At 72.3% G+C, this 20013-nt stretch carries 18 protein-coding genes; 12 read left to right on the forward strand and 6 right to left on the reverse strand.

Annotation, left to right across the window (positions count from 1 at the left end):
• Positions 1-30: 30 nt before the first annotated feature.
• Positions 31-540, reverse strand: coding sequence for a DUF1707 domain-containing protein (locus tag AB0H87_RS12095; RefSeq protein ID WP_360143090.1), 510 nt, complete (start codon positions 538-540; stop codon positions 31-33).
• Positions 541-739: 199 nt separating this feature from the next.
• Here AB0H87_RS12095 and AB0H87_RS12100 point away from each other — a divergent pair, with 199 nt between their 5' ends.
• Positions 740-1951, forward strand: coding sequence for a sensor histidine kinase (locus AB0H87_RS12100; RefSeq protein WP_360143092.1), 1212 nt, complete (start codon positions 740-742; stop codon positions 1949-1951).
• A complete protein-coding gene (locus AB0H87_RS12105) occupies positions 1948-2616 on the forward strand; it encodes a response regulator transcription factor (protein WP_360143094.1) in 669 nt (222 codons plus the stop codon). Before AB0H87_RS12100 ends, AB0H87_RS12105 begins: the two co-directional genes overlap by 4 nt.
• On the opposite strand, the gene AB0H87_RS12110 is transcribed toward AB0H87_RS12105, so the two are convergent.
• Entirely contained in the window at positions 2613-3269 is a 657-nt protein-coding gene (locus AB0H87_RS12110) for an EcsC family protein (protein ID WP_360143146.1), read from the reverse strand. The genes AB0H87_RS12105 and AB0H87_RS12110 overlap by 4 nt on opposite strands.
• Before the next feature lie 264 nt (positions 3270-3533).
• Here AB0H87_RS12110 and AB0H87_RS12115 point away from each other — a divergent pair, with 264 nt between their 5' ends.
• The gene (locus AB0H87_RS12115; protein WP_360143096.1) at positions 3534-4421 is read left to right on the forward strand and encodes a hypothetical protein; all 888 of its coding nucleotides are present in this window, start codon (positions 3534-3536) and stop codon (positions 4419-4421) included.
• 4 nt (positions 4422-4425) lie between these two features.
• On the opposite strand, the gene AB0H87_RS12120 is transcribed toward AB0H87_RS12115, so the two are convergent.
• On the reverse strand, positions 4426-5511 hold the full coding sequence (locus AB0H87_RS12120) for a hypothetical protein (RefSeq protein WP_360143098.1): 1086 nt from the start codon (positions 5509-5511) through the stop codon (positions 4426-4428).
• Positions 5512-5923: 412 nt separating this feature from the next.
• On the opposite strand from AB0H87_RS12120, the gene AB0H87_RS12125 reads away from it, so the two are divergent.
• Positions 5924-6847: a PAC2 family protein gene (locus AB0H87_RS12125; protein WP_360143100.1), complete on the forward strand. Its 924-nt coding sequence runs from the start codon at positions 5924-5926 to the stop codon at positions 6845-6847.
• A complete protein-coding gene (locus AB0H87_RS12130; RefSeq protein WP_360143102.1) occupies positions 6847-7617 on the forward strand; it encodes an exodeoxyribonuclease III in 771 nt (256 codons plus the stop codon). The genes AB0H87_RS12125 and AB0H87_RS12130 overlap by 1 nt, the downstream gene beginning before the upstream one ends.
• Here the strand turns inward: AB0H87_RS12130 and AB0H87_RS12135 are convergent.
• Both AB0H87_RS12135 and AB0H87_RS12140 read right to left on the reverse strand, forming a co-directional pair.
• Positions 7614-8216 carry a class F sortase gene (locus AB0H87_RS12135; protein ID WP_360143104.1) on the reverse strand — a complete coding sequence of 201 codons (603 nt, stop codon included), beginning with the start codon at positions 8214-8216 and terminating at the stop codon, positions 7614-7616. The two genes, AB0H87_RS12130 and AB0H87_RS12135, sit on opposite strands and share 4 nt — an antisense overlap.
• Positions 8217-8220: 4 nt before the next feature.
• A complete protein-coding gene (locus tag AB0H87_RS12140) occupies positions 8221-8778 on the reverse strand; it encodes a hypothetical protein (RefSeq protein WP_360143106.1) in 558 nt (185 codons plus the stop codon).
• Positions 8779-8908: 130 nt separating this feature from the next.
• On the opposite strand from AB0H87_RS12140, the gene trmB reads away from it, so the two are divergent.
• The 7 genes from trmB to AB0H87_RS12175 all read left to right on the forward strand — a co-directional run bounded on the left by trmB (position 8909) and on the right by AB0H87_RS12175 (position 19613).
• Complete coding sequence (gene trmB / locus AB0H87_RS12145) at positions 8909-9544, forward strand: tRNA (guanosine(46)-N7)-methyltransferase TrmB (protein WP_360143108.1); 636 nt, start codon at positions 8909-8911, stop codon at positions 9542-9544.
• A complete protein-coding gene (locus AB0H87_RS12150; protein ID WP_360143110.1) occupies positions 9541-12060 on the forward strand; it encodes a DUF3516 domain-containing protein in 2520 nt (839 codons plus the stop codon). The genes trmB and AB0H87_RS12150 overlap by 4 nt, the downstream gene beginning before the upstream one ends.
• A gap of 432 nt (positions 12061-12492) precedes the next feature.
• A complete protein-coding gene (locus AB0H87_RS12155) occupies positions 12493-13119 on the forward strand; it encodes a hypothetical protein (protein WP_360143112.1) in 627 nt (208 codons plus the stop codon).
• 1351 nt (positions 13120-14470) lie between these two features.
• Positions 14471-14974 carry a hypothetical protein gene (locus AB0H87_RS12160; protein ID WP_360143114.1) on the forward strand — a complete coding sequence of 168 codons (504 nt, stop codon included), beginning with the start codon at positions 14471-14473 and terminating at the stop codon, positions 14972-14974.
• Positions 14971-15477, forward strand: coding sequence for a hypothetical protein (locus tag AB0H87_RS12165; RefSeq protein WP_360143116.1), 507 nt, complete (start codon positions 14971-14973; stop codon positions 15475-15477). Before AB0H87_RS12160 ends, AB0H87_RS12165 begins: the two co-directional genes overlap by 4 nt.
• Positions 15474-16880, forward strand: a complete 1407-nt coding sequence (locus tag AB0H87_RS12170) for a hypothetical protein (RefSeq protein ID WP_360143118.1) — start codon at positions 15474-15476, stop codon at positions 16878-16880. Before AB0H87_RS12165 ends, AB0H87_RS12170 begins: the two co-directional genes overlap by 4 nt.
• Positions 16881-16901: 21 nt before the next feature.
• Positions 16902-19613: an AAA family ATPase gene (locus AB0H87_RS12175; RefSeq protein ID WP_360143120.1), complete on the forward strand. Its 2712-nt coding sequence runs from the start codon at positions 16902-16904 to the stop codon at positions 19611-19613.
• On the opposite strand, the gene AB0H87_RS12180 is transcribed toward AB0H87_RS12175, so the two are convergent.
• Positions 19610-19864, reverse strand: a complete 255-nt coding sequence (locus tag AB0H87_RS12180) for a hypothetical protein (protein ID WP_360143122.1) — start codon at positions 19862-19864, stop codon at positions 19610-19612. The two genes, AB0H87_RS12175 and AB0H87_RS12180, sit on opposite strands and share 4 nt — an antisense overlap.
• Between the last annotated feature and the right edge of the window lie 149 nt (positions 19865-20013).

The raw sequence follows: 20013 nt of genomic DNA on the forward strand, positions 1-20013 counted from the left end.
GGAAACCTACCGAGCCGGACCCGATGTCTGTCAATGCCCGTAGCGGCCGTGCCCGTACCAGTCGCGGCGGCCCCGCCAGTCGCCGCGGCCCTGCACGTCGCCCCGCGCGTACCAGTCGCCCTTGGCCGTGCGCGCGTAGTACACGCGGCGGCTCCGACCGGCCCAGTGCAGGAAGAACAGCAGCACGATCAGCGGGAAGACCGGGAAGAACAGCGCACCGTTGGCGACCCACAGCAGGGCGAAGAGCACCCCGATCGCGGCGAGGACGCCGGCCCGGCGGCGCAGGAACAGTTTCATCTCGGCCTTGGCCTGCTCCTGAGCCTCCGGCGTACGCGCGAGTGCCGCGCGGCCGCCGTCGGGCAGGTCCGCGGTCAGCGGGCCAAGCTCGTCCCGGTAGGTGGCGCCGTACGCCGCGGCCAGTCGCTGCTCGCCCTCGTCGAGGTTGAGCCGGCCCTCGGTCATGGCGGCGCGCAGGATGGTCGCGATCTGTTCGCGTTCGGCGTCCGAGGCTCGCAGCCGCGGGCCTGATGGCGTGGTCATGGCTCCCTCCGAACATGTCGACCTCTTACAAGACTGCTCCTTTCCGCGTTCGATTGCCTGCGGCCTGTGACGGCTCTCGCTCTACTCCCGCGGGAGTACACGGATGGGGCTGATGTGGCGTCCGTACTCCCCCCGCGGTACGCCGGCGACGGCTTCCGGCGGATTCCGGGGCTGGGCGCGGTGCCCTAGCGTCGGTGCCATGCACGCGCGGCGCGCCGACGACGAGCGCTACCGCGCGCCCTGGACCCGCCCGCGCCGGTCGGGCCGGCACGGCGCCGGCCTCGCGACACTGCTTTCTCTTGTGCAGGTGATCGGCGCCGAGGCCGCCGCGCGGGACGACCCGGCCTGGGGTGACCTCACCTATCCCGGGGCGGCCCTGCTGCTCACGAGTTCGGTGGCGCTGGCGTGGCGGCGGCGCGCGCCGGTGCCCGTGCTGGTCGTCGTGCTGGTCGCCACGCTCGCGTACGCCTTCTCCGGTTATCCGCACGGGCCGTTCTTCCTCGCCGCCACCGCCGCCTACTTCTCCGCGGTCGCACAGGGGCGCCGGTATCCCGCGCTGGTGCTGGCGGCGATCGCCGTGACGGCGTACGCGGCGTGTGGCTGGTGGTTCGCGACGGGACTCGGCGTGCCGGAGCGGTCGACGGTGTCGCCGCGGGACGCCGTCACCGCCCTCGTCTGGCTGGTGGTGGTGTTCAGCGCCGGCGAGTTCGCCCGGGTCCAGCGGGCCCAGGTCGCCGAGATGACCAGGATGCGGGCCGAGCAGCGGCGCACCCGGGAGGAACAGGAACGCCGGCAGGCCTCCGAGGAGCGGCTGCGGATCGCCCGGGAGCTGCACGACGTGCTCGGCCACCACCTGTCCCTGATCAACGTGCAGGCCGGGGTCGGGTTGCACCTGATAGACCAGCGGCCCGAGCAGGCCCGGGAGGCTCTCACAGTGATCAAGTCGGCGAGCGCGGAGGCGCTGCGCGAGGTGCGGTCGGTGCTGGCGGCGCTGCGGCCGGCCGAGGAGGCGGCGCCGCGCGAGCCCGCGCCCGGCCTGGACCGGTTGAGCGAGCTGACCTCGGCCGCGGGGTTCCCGGTGTCGACGTCCGTCGCGGGGGTGGCCCGGCCGCTGCCGGCCGAGGTCGACCGGGCGGCGTTCCGGATCGTGCAGGAGGCGCTGACCAACGTGCGGCGGCACGCCGGGTCCGCGGTGTCGGCGACGGTGTCGGTTTCCTACGAGCCGGGTCGGGTGCGGGTGCGCGTCGCTGACGACGGCGTGGCGGTGCCTGCCGGCGAGGCCGGCAACGGGATCGCCGGCATGACGGCCCGGGCCGCCGCGCTCGGCGGGACGCTGACCGCCGGCCCGGCTCCGGAGGGCGGCTGGCGGGTCGAGGCCGTGCTGCCCGACGCGGGAGAATCCAACCGATGATCAGCGTGCTGCTGGCCGACGACCAGGCACTCGTCCGGGCGGGCTTCCGCGCCCTGCTCGACGCGGAGGACGACATCACGGTGGTGGCCGAGGCGGGCGACGGGCTGGGCGCGGTGCGCGCGGCCGCCGCCAGCCGGCCCGACGTGGTGCTGATGGACATCCGGATGCCCGGCGTCGACGGGCTGGAGGCGACCCGGCGGATCACCACCGACCCGGCGCTGGCCGCCACCCGGATCGTCATCCTGACGACGTTCGAGCTCGACGAGTACCTGTTCGAGGCGCTCCGGGTCGGCGCGTCCGGCTTCCTGGTCAAGGACACCGAGCCGGTCGAGCTGATCCGCGGCGTGCGGGCGGTGGCGGCCGGCGACGCGCTGCTCTCCCCCGGCGTCACGCGCCGGTTGATCGCCGAGTTCGCGTCCCGGGACCGCCGGGTCGTGCCGCCGCTGCCACCGCCGGACCAGCTCACGGAACGGGAGCGCGAGGTGGTCGCGCTGGTCGGCGCCGGACTGTCCAACGACGAGATCGCGGCCCGCCTGGTGGTCAGCCCGGCCACCGCGAAGACCCACGTCAGCCGGGCCATGGTCAAGCTGTCGGCGCGGGACCGGGCGCAGCTCGTCGTGTACGCGTACGAGGCCGGCCTGGTCCGTCCCTCGTGGACGGACTAGCGCGGTCCGGGGATCTGCGGCGGCGTCTGCCAGTGGGTGGCGCGCGGGCGGTAGAGCTCGCGGGTCCGGCGGGCCAGGTCGGTGGTGGCCGACGAGTTGGCCCACGTGCCGAGGATGATCGCGGCGCCCGGCACGATCTTCGCGAAGATCCGCTTGGCGGCCCGGATGCCGGCCATCTGGGCCAGCTTCACGCCGAGCTTGCCGAGCACCTGGTGCATCGGTCGGCCGCTCCCGCGCAACAGGGCACCGGCCCGCTCCCGGCCGGCCGCGACGCCGAGCGCCAGGCGGGCGGTCTCGGCGACCTTGTGCACCTTCTGCAGGACCAGCAGGTCGGTGGCGCGCTCGGGCTCGCGCGGGTCGACGCCGTAGGCGGCCGCCATGTGCAGCACCATCCGCGCCTGGTTCCAGGCCAGCACGCCGACGTCGACGACCGCCCCGGCGATGCCGGTCGCGCCGGACACCGCGCCGGACAGGCGGGCCAGGTTGACGAACTTCTTCGCCGCGAGGTCGGCGAGGGCGTCCGGCGGGATGCCCGGACGCTCGGCGCGGACCCGCGCCTGCCACTGGTGTGCCTCGGGGCCGAGCCGGCGCACCGCCTCCAGCGCCAGGTGTTCGGGCGCGTACTGCGGGTCGGCCTTCATCTTCTCCCACAGGCTCGCGGGTGGGGCGTCCGCTTCCGCTGCCGGGCTCTCGGTGCCCGCGTCGAGCGTCGGCTCGGGGGCCGGTGCGGGGGGCGGGGTGTCGGCACCCGTCTCTGGGTGTGTCACGGCGTCCTCCGGGGGATGTGGGGGAGGCACTCTTTGTACCCCAGCGCCGCCACCGTCATACCCGTTACTCGACCCGCCGGTCGAGTCGCGTAGCCGATCCGTGGTTCACCGCGGGCGCGCAAGTGCGGTAGCGTGCCGGCCTGACTGACTGTGATCAAGAAGCGTGAGGGTGCGATGTCGACGGCCGGCGACGAACCCGGCGAGCTGCGGATCGGTGGCTGGCTCCCACCCGCGGATCCGGCGGCCGCCGACGAGGCACCGGTCACGCAGGTGATCCCGGCCGTACGCGACCAGGCCGGCCCGCGGCGGGGATCGCTGCCCGCCGACGGGGAGCCGCCGCCCGGGCCGCGCCGCCGGCGGCGGGCCGTGCTCGCCGTGGCGGCCTCGGTGACCACCGTGCTGGTCGCGGCGGGCGTACCCCTGCTGATGTCCGCTCTGGACCAACCGGAACCGCCCGACCAGGTGGTGCTGCCGGTGCCGACCGCTTCGGAGTGGCCGGAACCGCAGCCTGAGCCGACCGGTCCGACCGGGACGCCCGGCCGGCCGACCAAGCCGCCGGCCAGCCGCGGTGCGGTCCGGCCGCCGGCACACGCCACGACCCCGCCGGCCAGCCGGGCCACCTCAGGTGGGCCGCGGGCGCAGGCCGTGCAGCGGCGAACGCAGGTGATCGAGGCGGAGGACGCCGACCTCGACGGCTGGGCCCGGACGCGCCGGGTCGACTCCGCATCCGGTGGCGAGGTCGTCACCGGGATCGGCTACCGCCGCGGCGAGCTGACCTTCGCGGGCCTCGAGGCGCCCAAGGCCGGCGACTACGACGTGGTGTTCTCGTTCGCCGCGGACGAGCGGCGCGGCCTCTCGATCGAGGTCAACGGACGCGATGCCGGCGGCTTCGACTTCCCGTCGACGGGTGGCCGGGAGACCGTACAGACGATGACGGTCCGGCTGCCGTTGGCAGCCGGACCGAACACCGTGGAACTGAGCAACTCGGATGGGTGGGCGCCGGACATCGACCGGATCGCCCTCACCACCGCAGGCTGACTACTTACTTCATCAGGGCGTCAGCGACCTGCTGGGCGCGGTACTCGTGCTGGGCGTAGGCGTCGGGGAACGCCGAGACCTGCACGGCCTGTGCGGCGGCCGACAGCGGCATGTTCTGCCAGTTCGGCACGTCCTCCAGGGCGTCCAGGAACGCACCGGCCGAGTACGACGGGGTCATCAGGTCCTTGACCTGGCCCCAACCCGAGGTGGACCGCTGCTGGAACAGACCGACGGAGTCGTGGTCCGAGCCCTGGCCCTCGTGGTGGTAGTCGTACGACTCCGGCACCGCGGTGCTGGCCAGGTTGAGCAGCTGGCTCTCCTGCATCGAGGTCGCGATCGCGATGACCGCCGCCCGCTCGCCCATGCCGCGCTTCTCGGCGGCCTTGACGATCTGCATGGCGTTGTTCATCTGGGTCTGGCTCAGGCCCATGACCGGCTTCGGCTGCACCGGCTTCACGACCTTGGGCTTGTCGGCCTTCTTGGCGGCCTTCTTCGAGGCCTTCTTCTCAGCCTTCTTCTCCTGCTTGTCGGCCTTGTGCTCGGCCTTCGGCCGCTCGACCGACGGGGTCGGCTTGTCGGCGCCCTTCGTGCCGCCGCCGGCGTGCTTCTCCGCCTGCCCGGCCGCCGAGTGGCCGTTGTCAGCGGTGTTGCCGTTGCCCGAGACGGGCGGTGCCGTCGGGAAGTGGCTGATCTCGGCCTGCTTGGCCGAGTCGACCGCCGCGATGGCGGCGCTGGTGGCCCGGGTGTCGTCGTGGCCGCCCTGGGTGGCAGCGGCCGTACCGGCGGCGGCGGCAACGCCGACCGCGGCCAGGACGCCGCCCGCGATCGCGACCCGCGCCGGGCCGCGCTCGTTCAGGACACCGCGCACCTTTCCGTACGCGGGGGCCGAGGTCACGCGGTCACGGGAAGTGGTCCACATGCCGGCGGCACGCTCGGCGTACGAGTTGCTCTTGATCGAGTCGGCCGTGCGGGCGAGCCGCTCCTGGATGCGACGGGCGCCGGTCGGCCGTTCGGTGGTGGGGGTTTCGGGTGAACGGTCCGCGGGGGTAGCGGCGCCGTTCTCGTTCTCGAGGGTGTGGTCGTCACGCATTGGACGAGGCTAGGCAGACCGACGGCCGATTACCCAGTGTTATTTAGTGGCTGTTGCCACAAAAGCCAAAAACCTAATCGGTCAGTCGATATCGCCCGCTCACTGCGCGCACATAGCCACGCGTAAGAGGCAAGTCGGAAATTACCCTAATGACAGACTCGTCGTGCCAACATGTCCGATTCTGTGTATACGTACGGTGACGCTTCGTGGTCACGGTCTGGCGGTCTCCGGAGCGACCTCCCGGCCGCTTCCGGACCGCGTTCGCGCGACCAGATGGCTACTCTGCGTATAGAAATGACCACCGAACCGTAGGCCAGCCCGGCCTAACGTCAAGCGCGGTCGGAATGCAGGAAGATGGACGCGTGGTTCCCCATATCGGGAAGTCACTACAACTCAGGGAGGTAGGACCGCGGTGCTCGATCCGCACACGCTCTACGAGCTTTCCGGCGACCTGCCCGACATGGGCGAGCCGGTGCTGATCCAGACGCTGTCCGGCTTCGTCGACGCCGGCAACGCCACCCGGCTTGCCCGCGAACATCTCCTGGCCACGGCCGAAAGCCGCGTCGTCGCGACCTTCGACATCGACCAGCTGCTCGACTACCGGTCCCGGCGCCCCCCGATGGTCTTCATGGAGGACCACTGGGAGGAGTACGCCGACCCGGTGCTCGAGCTGCGGATGCTCCGGGACGACGCCGGCACTCCTTATCTGATGCTCGGCGGTCCCGAGCCCGACCTGCACTGGGAACGGTTCACCAAGGCCGTCATGGGCCTGATCGACCGGTTCCGGGTCAGCGTCACGATCGGCCTCAACTCGATCCCGATGGCCGTGCCGCACACCCGGCCCGCGGGCGTCACCGCCCACGCCACCCGCCGCGACCTGATCAGCGGGTACGAGCCCTGGCTGCAGCGGGTGCAGGTGCCCGGCAGCGCCGGCCACCTCCTCGAGTTCCGGCTCGGCCAGACCGGTCGCGACGCGATCGGCTTCGCCGCGCACGTGCCGCACTACGTCTCCCAGGCCGAATACCCCGCGGCCGCCGAGGTCCTGCTCTCCTCCGTGTCCCGCACCACCGGCCTCCTGCTCCCCACCGAGGGGCTGCGCACGGCCGCCGAGGCGGTGCGGGTCGACATCGACCGCCAGGTGGAGGAGACGAACGACGCGGCCGGCGTGGTCCAGGCGCTGGAGGAGCAGTACGACGCGTTCAACCGCGGGCGCGCCAGCAACAACAACCTGCTCGGTCCGCAGACCGGCCCGCTGCCGACCGCCGACGAGCTCGGCGCCGAGCTGGAGCGCTTCCTCGCCTCCCAGCCGCGGCCCGGCGACAACCCGGGCACCTGATGCGGTTAGCGACCTGGAACGTCAACTCGGTCAAGGCGCGCGAGCCGCGCCTGCTGGCCTGGCTCGACGACAAGAAGCCCGACGTGGTGTGCCTGCAGGAGGTCAAGTCGACCACCGAGCAGTTCCCCGTCGAGCAGGTGGGTGAGCTGGGTTACACCGCGGCCACACACGTCGACGGCCGGTGGAACGGGGTGGCGATCCTCTCCCGCGTCGGGCTCGACGACGTGGTGCGCGGGTTCGCCGACGAGCCCGGGTTCCCCGACCCGGAGACCCGGGCGATCTCGGCCACCTGCGGCGGCGTGCGGGTCTGGTCGATCTACGTCCCCAACGGGCGTACGCCCGAGGACCCGCACTACCAGTACAAGCTGGCCTGGCTGGCGGCGCTGCGCGACGCGGTCGCCGCCGACCTCGCGGGCCACGCCGACCTGGCGGTCTGCGGCGACTTCAACGTGGCGCCGACCGACGCGGACGTCTGGGACCCCGCGGTGTTCGTGGGCTCGACCCACGTCACGGCACCCGAGCGGGCGGCGCTGACGGCGCTGCTCGACACCGGGCTGCGCGACGTGGTGCCCACGCCGATGAAGGGCCCGTTCCCCTTCACCTACTGGGACTACCGGGCCGGGATGTTCCACCAGAACAAGGGCATGCGGATCGACCTGGTGTACGCGTCGCCCGCGGTCGCCGGCCGCGTGACGGGTGCCGTGGTGGACCGCGAGGCCCGCAAGGGCAAGGGTCCGTCCGACCACGCGCCGATCATCGTCGACTTCTAGTCGTCTTTCGCCTCCACCAGCGAGGCGAAGACGACGATGTTGTCGACGTAGCCGATGCTGCCGCCCTTGAACTCGCCGCCGCAGGTGATCAGGCGGAGGGCGGGGCGGCTGAAGTCGGCGTAGATCCGCTCGATCGGCTGGTTGTTCTTCGCGAACTTCTCGACGGAGTTGACCTCGAAGATCGCCACCGAGTCGTCGCGGCGCTCGACCTCGATGCGCGCGCCCGGGCGTACCTTGCGCAGGTCATGGAAGATCGACGGACCGTCCCGGGTGTCGGCGTGGCCGACCAGCACGGCTGGGCCGTATTGCCCCGGCGTCGGGCTCTTCTCGAACCAGCCGGCCTGGTTGTGCCGCTCGAGGGCGGGCACCTCGATCGAGCCGTCGTCGGCCAGGCCCACGTCGTGCACGGGCGCGTCGACCTTGAGCGACGGGATCCGCACCTCGACCGGCTCGCTCGGCTCCATCACCGGGAACCGGCCGGGCGGCGGCTTGTCGTCGGGACCGAAGGCGCCCTTCTGCACGACCCCGGCGAACGTCGCGATGCCACCGACGGCGATCAACATCACCGCCAGCGGGCCGGAGAGCCTGCCCTTGGCCATGGTGCTAGGCGGCGCGCCGCCGGCGCAGGGTGAGCACGGCGAGCACCAGCCCGGCCGCGAGCGCGACCACGCCACCGGTGAGCACCATGGTGCTGTCGTCGTCGCCGGCCGTGCCGCCGAACCCGGTCGCCGGGCCGCGGCTGGGCCGGACGTCGTTGAGCACGTTGATCGTGGTGTCGGCGCTGCCGGTGAACAGGCCCGGGCAGTCGAGGACGACCCGGTAGGACCGGGCCCGGGTGTCGCTCGGGATCGTCACCGCGCCGGTCAGGTGCCCGAACTGCGGACGCACCGTGACCTCGCCGAACGCCGTCGACTCGACCGTGGCCGGCTCGACGTCCTCCGGCGGGTCGTCGTCGGCCTCGGTGCAGCTCGCCCGGATGCCGACGACCTGACCGGCCTCGGCCGTGCTGGGGCTGACCTCGACGAACAGGCCGTCGGGGACGGCGTCGACCGTCGGTGTCGGTGTCGGCGCGGGCGCGGCTCGGGCGAGCGCCGGCGCCCCCGTGAGAACGATGATCCACGCGGCGAGCGCGACCGTTGCCAATGACCGACGACCGGACATCGTGACCTCCCTGCCGCCCGTGCGTCGATTGTCGCATTTGGAGCGCCGACGCGACACCTGCCAAAATCGTCAGGTGAGTGCTATCGCCGTGTCGTCCCACATCCGGACCTTCCACAATCGTGGGGGACGGATGGGTGACCGGCATCACGACGCCCTCACCCGGCTGTGGCCGCTGTACGGCCTGCCAGTCTCCTCGTCGACCCTTGATCCCGTCGGGCTTTTCGGGCGGTCCGCACCGTTGGTCGTCGAGATCGGGTCCGGGATGGGCGACGCGACGGCGGCGATGGCCGAGGCCGACCCGTCGCGGGACTATCTGGCCGTCGAGGTGCACGTTCCCGGGATCGCGTCGCTGCTCAGCCACATCGAGGCGCGCGGGCTGCGCAATGTCCGGATCGCCCGGGGTGACGCGCTCGAACTGGTGCGCGACATGCTCCCGCCCGACCGGCTGGCCGCGGTGCACGTGTTCTTCCCCGATCCATGGCCGAAGCTCAAGCACCACAAGCGGCGGATCATCCAGCCGGCGCACGTCGCGCTGCTGCGGTCCCGGCTGGTGCCGGGTGCGGGCGTGCTGCACTGCGCCACCGACTGGGAGCCGTACGCGACCTCGATGCTGTCGACCCTGTCGGCCGACCCCGAACTGGTGAACACCGCCGGCGACGGCTTTGCGCCGCGGCCGGACCACCGGGCCGTCACCCACTTCGAGCGGCGGGCCGCCCGGCAGGGGCGCGACGTGTTCGACCTCGTGTTCCGCAGGCGTGCCGCGTGACGACGCTCGCGGACCTCGTACCCGCTGACGTTTCGCCGGACTCGCTCTTCGAGTCGTTCTCCGCCTGGGCCGGTGAGCGGGGGCTGACCCTCTATCCGCACCAGGAAGAGGCGTTGATCGAGCTGGTCTCGGACGCCAACGTCATCCTCAACACGCCGACCGGGTCCGGCAAGAGCCTGGTCGCGACCGGTGCGCACTTCGCCGCCTTCGCCAACGGCCGGCGCACGTTCTACACGGCCCCGATCAAGGCCCTGGTGTCGGAGAAGTTCTTCGACCTGTGCCGCATCTTCGGCCCGGCCAACGTCGGCATGCTCACCGGCGACGCGGCGGTCAACGAGACGGCGCCGATCATCTGCTGCACGGCGGAGATCCTGGCCAACATCGCACTGCGCGACGGCGCGTACGCCGATGTGGGTCAGGTCGTGATGGACGAGTTCCACTTCTACGCGGAGCCGGATCGCGGCTGGGCCTGGCAGGTGCCGCTGATCGAGCTGCCGCACACGCAGTTCCTGCTGATGTCGGCGACGCTGGGCGACGTGTCGCGCTTCGAGAGCGACCTGACGCGCCGGACGGGCCGGCCGACCGCGGTGGTGCGGTCCGTGGAGCGGCCGGTGCCGCTGCTGTACTCGTACGCCGTCACGCCCTTGCACGAGACGCTGGAGGAGCTGCTGTCGACGCGGCAGGCTCCGGTGTACGTCGTGCACTTCACGCAGGCGGCGGCGCTGGAGCGGGCGTCGGCGCTGATGTCCGTGAACGTGTCGACGCGGGCGGAGAAGGACGCGATCGCGGCGGCCATCGGCAACTTCCGGTTCTCGGCCGGGTTCGGCAAGGTGCTGTCGCGGTTGGTGCGGCACGGGATCGGGGTGCACCACGCGGGGATGCTCCCCCGCTATCGCCGCCTGGTCGAGACGCTGGCGCAGGCCGGCCTGCTGAAGGTGATCTGCGGCACGGACACGCTCGGGGTTGGCATCAACGTGCCGATCCGGACGGTCCTTTTCACGGGACTGTCCAAGTTCGACGGCACGCGGGTGCGGCTGCTGAAGGCGCGGGAGTTCCACCAGATCGCGGGTCGCGCCGGGCGGGCCGGGTTCGACACCGTCGGCACCGTGGTGGTGCAGGCGCCGGAGCACGTCATCGACAACGAGCGGGCGCTGGCCAAGGCGGGCGACGACCCGAAGAAGCGCCGGAAGGTCGTCAAGAAGAAGCCGCCGGAGGGCGCGATCGGCTGGGGCCGGCCGACCTTCGACCGGTTGATCGACGCCGAGCCGGAGCCGCTGCAGTCCTCCTTCCACGTGTCGCACGCGATGCTGCTCAACGTGATCGGCCGGCCAGGCGACCCGTTCGCGGCCATGCGGCACCTGCTGACCGACAACCACGAGGAGCCGGCCGCGCAGCGACGGCACATCCGGCGGGCGATCGCCATCTACCGGGCGTTGCTCGCGGGTGGCGTGGTGGAGCGGGTCGTACCGCCGGACGCCTCGGGCCGAACCGTGCGGCTGACGGTCGACCTGCAGGCCGACTTCGCGCTGAACCAGCCGCTCTCGCCGTTCGCGCTCGCGGCGATCGAACTGCTGGACCGGGAGTCGCCGGACTACTTCCTGGATGCGCTCTCCGTCATCGAGTCCACTCTGGACGACCCGCGCCAGGTCCTGTCGGCGCAGCAGTTCAAGGCCCGCGGCGAGGCCGTGGCCGCGATGAAGGCCGAGGGCATCGAGTACGAGGAGCGGATGGAGCTCCTCGAGGAGGTCACGTACCCGCGCCCGCTGGCTCCGCTGCTCGAGGACGCGTACGCGATGTACGCCCGCGGCCACCCCTGGGTCGCCGACCACGAGCTGCGCCCGAAGTCGGTGGTCCGCGACATGTACGAGCGGGCGATGACGTTCCCGGAGTTCGTGTCCTTCTACGGCCTGTCCCGGTCGGAGGGGCTCGTGCTGCGGTACCTGGCCGACGCGTACCACGCGCTGCGCCGGACGGTGCCCGAGGACTCACGGACCGAGGAGCTGTGGGACCTGATCGAGTGGCTGGGCGAGCTCGTGCGTCAGGTCGACTCGAGCCTCCTGGACGAGTGGGAGCGGTTGCGTGACCCGCAGTCGGTGGAGGAGGCGGTGGCGGACGAGGACCGCCCACCGCCGGCGGTGACCCGCAACCGCCGCGCGTTCCGGGTCCTGGTCCGCAACGCGTTGTTCCGCCGCGTGGAGTTGGCCGCGCTGCGCGATTGGGAGTCCCTGGGCGAGTTCGACGGCGCGGACGGTTATACGGCGGAGGAGTGGTCGTCGGCGCTGGCTCCGTACTACGCGGAGTACGCGGACATCGGCGTCGGCCCGGACGCCCGTGGGCCGTCGCTGCTGTTGATCGACGAGAAGCCGGACCGCTGGGAGGTCCGCCAGATCTTCGACGACCCAGAGGACGACCACGACTGGGCGATCGAAGCGACGGTCGACCTCGCAGCGTCGGACGCGGCGGGCGTGGCGGCGGTAACCGTGACCCGCGTAGGCCCGGCCTCCTCCTTCGACTAGCCAGGCCCGTGGCCCGGGCGTTCGATCCGGATCGCCGGGGCGATTGACGCCCGGCGGTCGGGTCAGGGGCATGCCAGGCCCCTTGGGGCCGGCGCTCGCGCAACGTGCCTGCCTGCCTCGTGCGCGGCGGCGGCCTTCATGGCCGCTGCGGCGGTGCGCGCCGCCTTTGCTCTGCAGCCATATACGCATCGCAGGTCGGACCGGGTGATGCGGATATGGCTGCAGAGCAGCCAGTCCGGGCAAAACGGGCATACCCTGTCGTGCCCCAGGCCGAGGCCGGCCACCCGCGGTGCCGGATCACCCGCCTGCCGCGGCGGCGCCGATGAGTGATCAAGAAGTCACGGATGGGTGGGCACAGCGGCGATTTTCGATTAGAATGTATGTACTAAAGTCGCCGCTGACCTGCGGAGATCTTGGAAGCTGGAGGGCCACGTGACCGCACCCGCCGTCCCTTACGCCACTCTTCTCGCGTTCGCCCGCTACGTCGACCGCACCGGCCCGGCGAAGGCCTCGTTCGTAGGCGGCCTACGCAAACAGCGCGAGTCCCGCTCCGGCTTCAACCCTCACGGCCAACTCATCAAGGCCCTCAAAAGCGACATAGCCTTCCACGGCGCGGGCCGCCACCTCCACGCGGTGGTCAACGAGGTCAAGCCGCGCTGGAAGCCGCTCTACGAAACGCTCCTACCCGGCGCCCTGACCTACCTAGGGACGCTCGACAAGGACACGGAGCTGGCCCAGACCCGCGACGCCATCGCGATGGTCGGCGACCTACCGGTAAAGATCAACCCACACTTCGGCCTACGCCACCCGGACCGCCGGGCCGAAGCCGTCCGCCTGCACATGGACGAGCAGCCCCCGAGCCGCGAAACCATCATCGCGACGCTGCACCTGATGTCGCGCCACATGGACCAGGTCCTCCCCCACGCGGACCCGGCCCTGGTAGACCTACGCCGCGGGATCGTCCACCGCCCGGACCCGTCGGTAAAGGCCGACCAGGTGGAACAGTGGCTAGCCGGCGAGGCCGCCGCCTTCCGCGCCACCTGGTCGGTCGCGGCTTAGCCGCGGGCCCAGGCGGCGGGCGCCGTGCCCAGTAGCTTCCGACGCCCGAACGCGGACTTCGCGCCAGGTGCGACGTGGCGACGGCGGTGGTTGCTGCCGCCTAGCCGCGCCACTGGGCTGTCGCCGGCCTAGACGCGGACCGGGCCTACGGGCAACCGCGACCAGGAGCCTCCGCGGCACAATCCGCGGACCTCGTGCCAGGTGCGATATCGCGACCGGTGCTGTTGCTGCCGCCTACCCGCGCCACCTGGTCCGTCACGGCCCAGCCGCGGGCCGACGCGACGGGCAGCCGCAACCCGCAGCCTCCGAAGTCGAAAGCCCGGGCCTCGCGCTAGGTGCGACATGGCGACGGCTCGGTTGGCAACCGCGACCGATGGCCGCCGAAGCCCAAACCGTGGACCTCCGCGCAAGGTCCGACATCGCGACGGCTCGGCCCAGCCCGCGGCATCGTGGCAACCGCAACCAATAGCCACCGAAACCCAAACCGCGGACCTCGCGCAAGGTCCGACATGGCGACGGCTCGGTTGCTCCCCTTCCGCCACAACTTGATCCGTTGCCTCCTGACGCGGACCGACCGACAGGCAACCGCAACCGCAACCGCAACCGCAACCGCAACCGCAACCGCAACCGCAACCGCAACCGCAACCGCAACCGCAACCGCAACCGATAGCCACCGAACCCAAACCGCCGACCTCGCACGAGGTGCGACACGGCGATAGCCCGGTTGCTCCCCTTCCGCCACAACTTGATCCGTCGCCTCCTGACGCGGACCGACCGACAGGCAACCGCAACCAATAGCCACCGCAGCCCAAACTGCCGACCTCGCACGAGGTGCGACACGGCGATAGCCCGGTTGCTCCCCCTCCGCCACCTGATCCGTCACGTCCTCGACGCGAACCGCCCCGACACGCAACCGCAACCAATAGCCACCGCAGCCCAAACCGCCGACCTCGCACGAGGTGCGACACGGCGACGGCCCGGTTGCTCCCCCCTCCGCCGCCACCTGATCCATCGCGTCCTGACGCGGACCGCCAAGACACGCAACCGCAACCAATAGCCACCACAGCCCAAACCGCCGACCTCGCACGCGGGGGCGACACGGCGACGGCCCGGTTGCTCCCCCCTCCGCCGCCACGTGATCCATCGCGTCCTGACGCGGACCGACCCCACGGGCGACCGCGGCCAATAGCCACCGCAGCCCAAACCGCCGACCTCGCACGAGGCGCGACATGGCCCAGGGAGCGATCGCTGGCGCGGCGTAGGGAAACACCCGATTCCTTGGGGGGCTACCGGCTTTAGCGTCGGGAGCGTCCTGGTGTGGGGGAAGGGTTGGGTCATGCGGCGCGGACTTATGTCGTTGTTGCTGGTCGGAGCATTGTTGGCACCCGCCGGTTGTGGCGGTTCGGACGACGGGGGCGACGCCGCCGCCGCTGGCGAGGCGGCTGTCGCCGGCGAAGAGGCGGTGGCGGGCGGCGGCGTGTCGACCACCGTGCCCGATTGTCCGTTCACCGCCGACAAGGTTTCCGAGCTCATCGGGCAGCAGATGACCGATGAAGGCAGCTGCCTGTTCGGCGACGGCAAGGGCGTGGCCAGCCTGACCGTCACCGTGTCGAGCGCGCTCGCCGGGGAGGCCACCTATGACTACCAGCGCGACATGGCCGGCAAGTCCTTTCCGAAGGTGAGCGACATCGGCAAGGGCAAGAAGTCCTACCTGGCCATCAAGGACATCCAGGCCGAGGCCGCGCTGATCAGCGACAAGGGCGCGTACACCCTGATCATGAGTAGCTTCAGCTTCGACGAGGCCAGGTACGACAAGACCATGAACGACCTCATCGACACGATCCTGGGCTCGTGAAGCGCCAGCTGATCATTCTCGCCACCGCCTTCGCGCTGCTCGCGGGGTGCGGTGGCGGTGCCGAGGACGACGCGCCGGTCCAGGCTGCCGCGCCGGCGACGACGCAGGCCAACCAGACCGAGGCCGCCGCGCCCGCCGAGCCGCCGGAAGCCTGTGCGCTGATCACAAAGCAGGACGCCGAGAAGCTCGCCGGCACCAAGCTCGACCCGCCGGTCGAGGCCGCTGAGAGCTGCCAGTACACCGGGCCCGTGACCGGGCCCACCGCGCAGGTCGAGATCTACGTCGGTGACGGCGCCAAGAAGTTTCTCGACATCGATCGGGAGCTCAAGCACGAGTTCACCGAATTGTCGGGCATCGGCGACGAGGCGCACCTCGAGGACGGCACCGTCTTCTTCGCCAAGGGCGGCGTCTGGGTGGCGATCCGGCTCGTGCGGCTGGTCGATCCCAAGGAGACCCGCAAGCCGCTGGAGGCGGCCGCCCGCACCGCCGCGGGTCGCATGTGAGACGGCTCCTGGCCGCGGCCCTCGCCTGCCTGCTCCTCGCCGGCTGCGGGAGCACGAGCCAGTCACCGTCCGAAGAGGACCTCCGGTACGGCGCCGCGCCCAAGCCTGACGGCGTCACCCTCCAACCGGACGTGGTCGTCGTCGGCGGTGGCGGGAACGCGATCCGCGACGTCACCGCCGACGGGCTATCCTGGCGGATCGACGCCCACGCGCCCAACGCCGGCGACCTCAAACCCGGCAGCGTCATGTTCGTCACCGAGCGCGCCGTCGGCCGGGTGCTCGACATCGCGCCCGCCGGCGACGACCTGCTCGTCACCATCGGGCCCGTCGACCTCACCGAGGTGATCCGCGACGGGACCTTCGCGAAAGATGACGTCACCCTCGCCGACCCGGTGATCTACCCTGCCGGCGAGCCGTTCTGGGCCGAGGAGAAACCACCACCGCCCAGCACGTACGGGCGTTCGGTGCCCGTACAACGAAAAGCGGGCCAACCGACCCAGCCCGGCCCCCAGCGCGGCGGCGACATCGCCACCCGCGCGCTCGGCTACACCGTCTACCCCACCTGCTGCACCAACGGCGCCGGCGCACATTTCAGTTACGACGACGGTGGCGTGCGGCTCGTCGGCACCGTGACGCTCACCACGCAGCGGCCCAACGCCGCCTTCCACCTCGCCATCGGCGCCGGGAAGGTGACCCGGGCCGAGTTGGAGATCAGCGGCGGCTTCGGCATCAAGGTGGACTTCGAGGCCGGCATCAAGGACGGCCAGAACCACAAGAAGTCGTTCCCGATCGCGGCCGACCTGTCGTTCCCGATCGGTGCCGTCGCCGGCATCCCGCTCTCCTTCACGGTCAGCCAGACACTCTCGGTGACCACCGCCTTCGGCGCCAAGGTCGGCACCATCAAGGGTTCCGGCGAGTTCGACCTGGCCGGTTCGCTCGGCTTCGGGTACGCCAACGGCACCTTCGGCCCGCACGTCACGCAACACTTCCAGCGCAAGTCGAGCCTGCTCAACAGCCTGACCGGCGTGCCAGTCGGCGTCATGGGTCTGGTCATCGAGCAGGGTGTCCGGTTCACCGTCGGGATCAGCGCGTTCCTGTTCAAGGCCGGCGTCTACTTCGAACTCAACACGAGGTACGGCATGACGCTCGGCTCAGCGCTCGGCGCCGCGTACGCGGAGTGTCGGGGCACGGCCATCGGGATCAACGCCACGTTCGGTGTGGGCTACACGATCCTGGAACCCGTGGTCAAAGTGATCAACTCGTTCCTGAGCCTGCTGAAGCCGTTCAAAGTGGTCACCATCCCGCCGATCAACAGCAGCGGCGGCATCAGCTCGACCAGCGAGATCTACAAGAACGAGGAGGTCATCCCCAAGGTGTCGGTCTGCGGTCAGGTGCCCGTGTAGCGGCATGCCATCATCGCCCGTGTGGAGCTGGCGGTGGTGGGTCGGGACGCGATCCTCGCCGAGGCCCGGCAGACGCTGACCGCGGGCACCTCCGTGCTGCTCGAGGGCGACGCGGGGATCGGCAAGACCGCGGTCTGGCGTGCCCTCGTCGACGACGCCCGCCGGCGCGACTGGCTCGTGCTCACCGCGGCGCCGACCGAGGCCGAGGCCGCGCTGCCGTTCGCCGCCCTCGCGGACCTGATCCGGCCGCTGCGCGAGCTCGTGCCGGCCCTGCCGCCACCGCAGCGGGCGGCCGCCGACGCGGTGCTGCTCGCCGACTTCCCCGACGAGGCGGTCGACGAGCGCGCGATCGGCGCGGCCACCCGCTCGCTGCTCGAGCAGGCGGCCGCGCACACGAAGACGCCGCTGCTGCTCGCGCTCGACGACGCGCCCTGGCTCGACCAGCCGAGCGAGCGGGCGATCCGGTTCGCCCTGCGGCGGCTGGCGCCGCGCCCGCGCGCGCTGGTCGCCTGCCGCACCGGCGGCACCGCCCCGGCCACCGCCGCCCTGGACCTCGACGACGCGCATCGGGTCGCCCTGGCCCCGCTCGGGGCCGGCGCCCTGCACCAGATCATCCGCGATCGCCTCGGCGGCACGCTCAGCCGCTCACTGCTCGCCCGGATCGCCCGGGACGCCGGCGGCAACCCGCTGCTCGCCATCGAACTGGCCCGCGCGGTGCTGCGGCTGCCGCGACCACCCGGCCCGGGCGAGGACCTGCCGGTCGTCGCCTCGATGCGGCAGCTCGTCGCGGACGCCACGGCCGCGCTGCCGGCGAACAGCCGGGAAGCCAGCCGGCTGGCGGCCCTGCTGACCGTGCCCACAGTGGACGATCTCGCCGCCGCCGGCGTCGCCGCCACCGATCTCGACCCCGCCGAGGAGGCCGGGCTGCTCACGGTCCGCGGCAACGCGATCACGTTCACGCACCCGGTGTACGCGAGCACGGTGCGCGCCGGAATCCCCGCGGCCACCCGGCGGCGGATGCGGCAGGCGCTGGCCGCGGCCGTCAGCGACCCGGACGAGCGCGCCCGCCAGCTCGCCGAGGCCGCGACGTCGCCCGACCCGGCCGTCGCCGCCGAGCTGGCCGCCGCCGCCCGCCGCCAGCACGCCCGCGGCGCACCCGCGGTCGCGGCGGACCTCTACGAGCGCGCGATCGAGCTGGCCGGTCAGGAGGCCGACGGATGGCGGCTGGCCGCCGTCCAGTGCCGGTTCGACTGCGGCGACTACACGGCTGCCGGCGCGGCCGCGGACGCCGCGATCGCCACGCTGGCCGGCGACGCCCGCGCCGAGGCGCTGCTGCTGCGGGCGATGGTCGCCTGGTCCGCCGACGACCTGCCGGGGGCGGTCGCCGCCGCCGAGGCGAGCCTGGCCGGGGCCAGCGGCGCGCTCGCCGGCCGGGTCCACGCGCACCTGAGCATGTTCCACGACCTGCCCGGCCGCGGCCGCGCGCACGCCAACGCGGCGATCGCCCTGCTCACCGACCAGGGCCAGGACCGGCCGCTGCTGTGCGCGTCACTGCTCAACCTCTTCTTCCACGAGGTACGCGCCGGCAACGCGCCCACCGACCTGCTCGACCGCGCCCTCCGGCTGGAGGACGGCACACCGTCCTGGCTGTCGGGCACGGTGCCGGCGATCTGGTGGAAGGGCATCGACGACCACGACCGGGCCCGCGCCCGGCTGCACGACCTGCTGGCGCACGCGGGCGCCCGCGGCGACGAGCCGTGGCAGCACGAGGTGCTCACCCACCTCGGCGAGACGGAACTGCTGGCGGGCCGGTTCGGGGCCGCGGGCCGGCACATCGCCGCGGCCCGCGAGCTGGGCGAGATGCTCGGCACCGGGCTGGTCGGCGAGACCTGGCTGGCCGGCACGCTCGACGCGTACCGCGGCCGCCTCGACGAAGCCGCCGCCGTCGCAACGGCCGGGCTGGCGCGCGGCCGCGCCGCCGACGAACCCTGGTCCATCCGCATCCACCTGCAGCTCGCGGGCTTCACACACCTGTCCGCCGGCCGCCCCGGCGACGCGGCGGCCGCCTACGGCGAGCTGGCCGACCTGCTCGTCGACCTCGGCGTGGTCGAGCCGATCACCCAGCGGTTCGAACCCGACTGGATCGAGGCCTGCGTCGGGGCCGGCGACCTGGTCACGGCCCGGCGGGCCCTGGACCGCCTGGCCGCGCGGCACGCCCGGCTGCGACGGCCCTGGACGACGCTCGGGCTGGCGCGCAGCCGGGTGCTCCTGGACAGCGCCACCGGCGCCGACCCGCTGCCGGCGCTGGCCGCGCTGGCCGAGGCGCGCGACGCGGTGCCGGCCGGGGTGCTGCCGCTCGACCGGGCCCGGTGCCTGCTGGTCGCCGGCATCGCGCACCGGCGGGGTCGGCGCAAGCGCGAGGCCCGCACCGCCCTGGAGGCGGCCGCGGCCGAGTTCACCGCGCTCGGTGCCGCCGCGTTCGCCGAGCGCGCCACGGCCGAGCTGGCCCGCACCCCGGGCCGGGCCGCATCGTCCACGATGGAGCTGACGCCGACCGAGCTGCGGGTCGCCCGGCTGGCCGCCGCGGGCCAGACCAACCGGGCGATCGCGGACGCGCTGTTCATCAGCCCGAAGACGGTCGAGGCGAACCTCGCCCGGGCGTACCGCAAGCTCGGCATCACCAACCGCGCCCAGCTGGCAATTGCGATGATCCAGGTGCCGCCCGGGAGCTAGGCTCCGGAACCGTGCCGATCCGCGCCGCCGACTCGCTGCTCTGTGCCGACGACGGCGAGCCGCTCGCCCACCTGACCGAGCGCGGCGACGACGGCCCCATGGTGCGGCCCGTCGCGGCCGTCGACCGCGTCGCGCGACAGGTGCGGCACGACCTCGCCGGGCGCGACCTGGCGACCCCGGACGACGCCCTCGCCGCGGCGCTGGTCGCGGCCGGTGCGACGCGCACCCGGTCGGCGACCGAGCTCCGCCACGACCTGGCCGACCTGCCGGACACGCCGCGACTGCCGGCCGGCTGGTCGCTCACGCGGCCGGTTGGGACGGCGACCTGGCCGAGGCCCTCGACGCGGCCTACGGTCCGGGCCATCCGGACGGTGGGTGGACCGACAACGACACCACCGCG

Source organism: Asanoa sp. NPDC050611 (genome assembly GCF_040654855.1).
Taxonomy (GTDB): Bacteria; Actinomycetota; Actinomycetes; order Mycobacteriales; family Micromonosporaceae; genus Asanoa.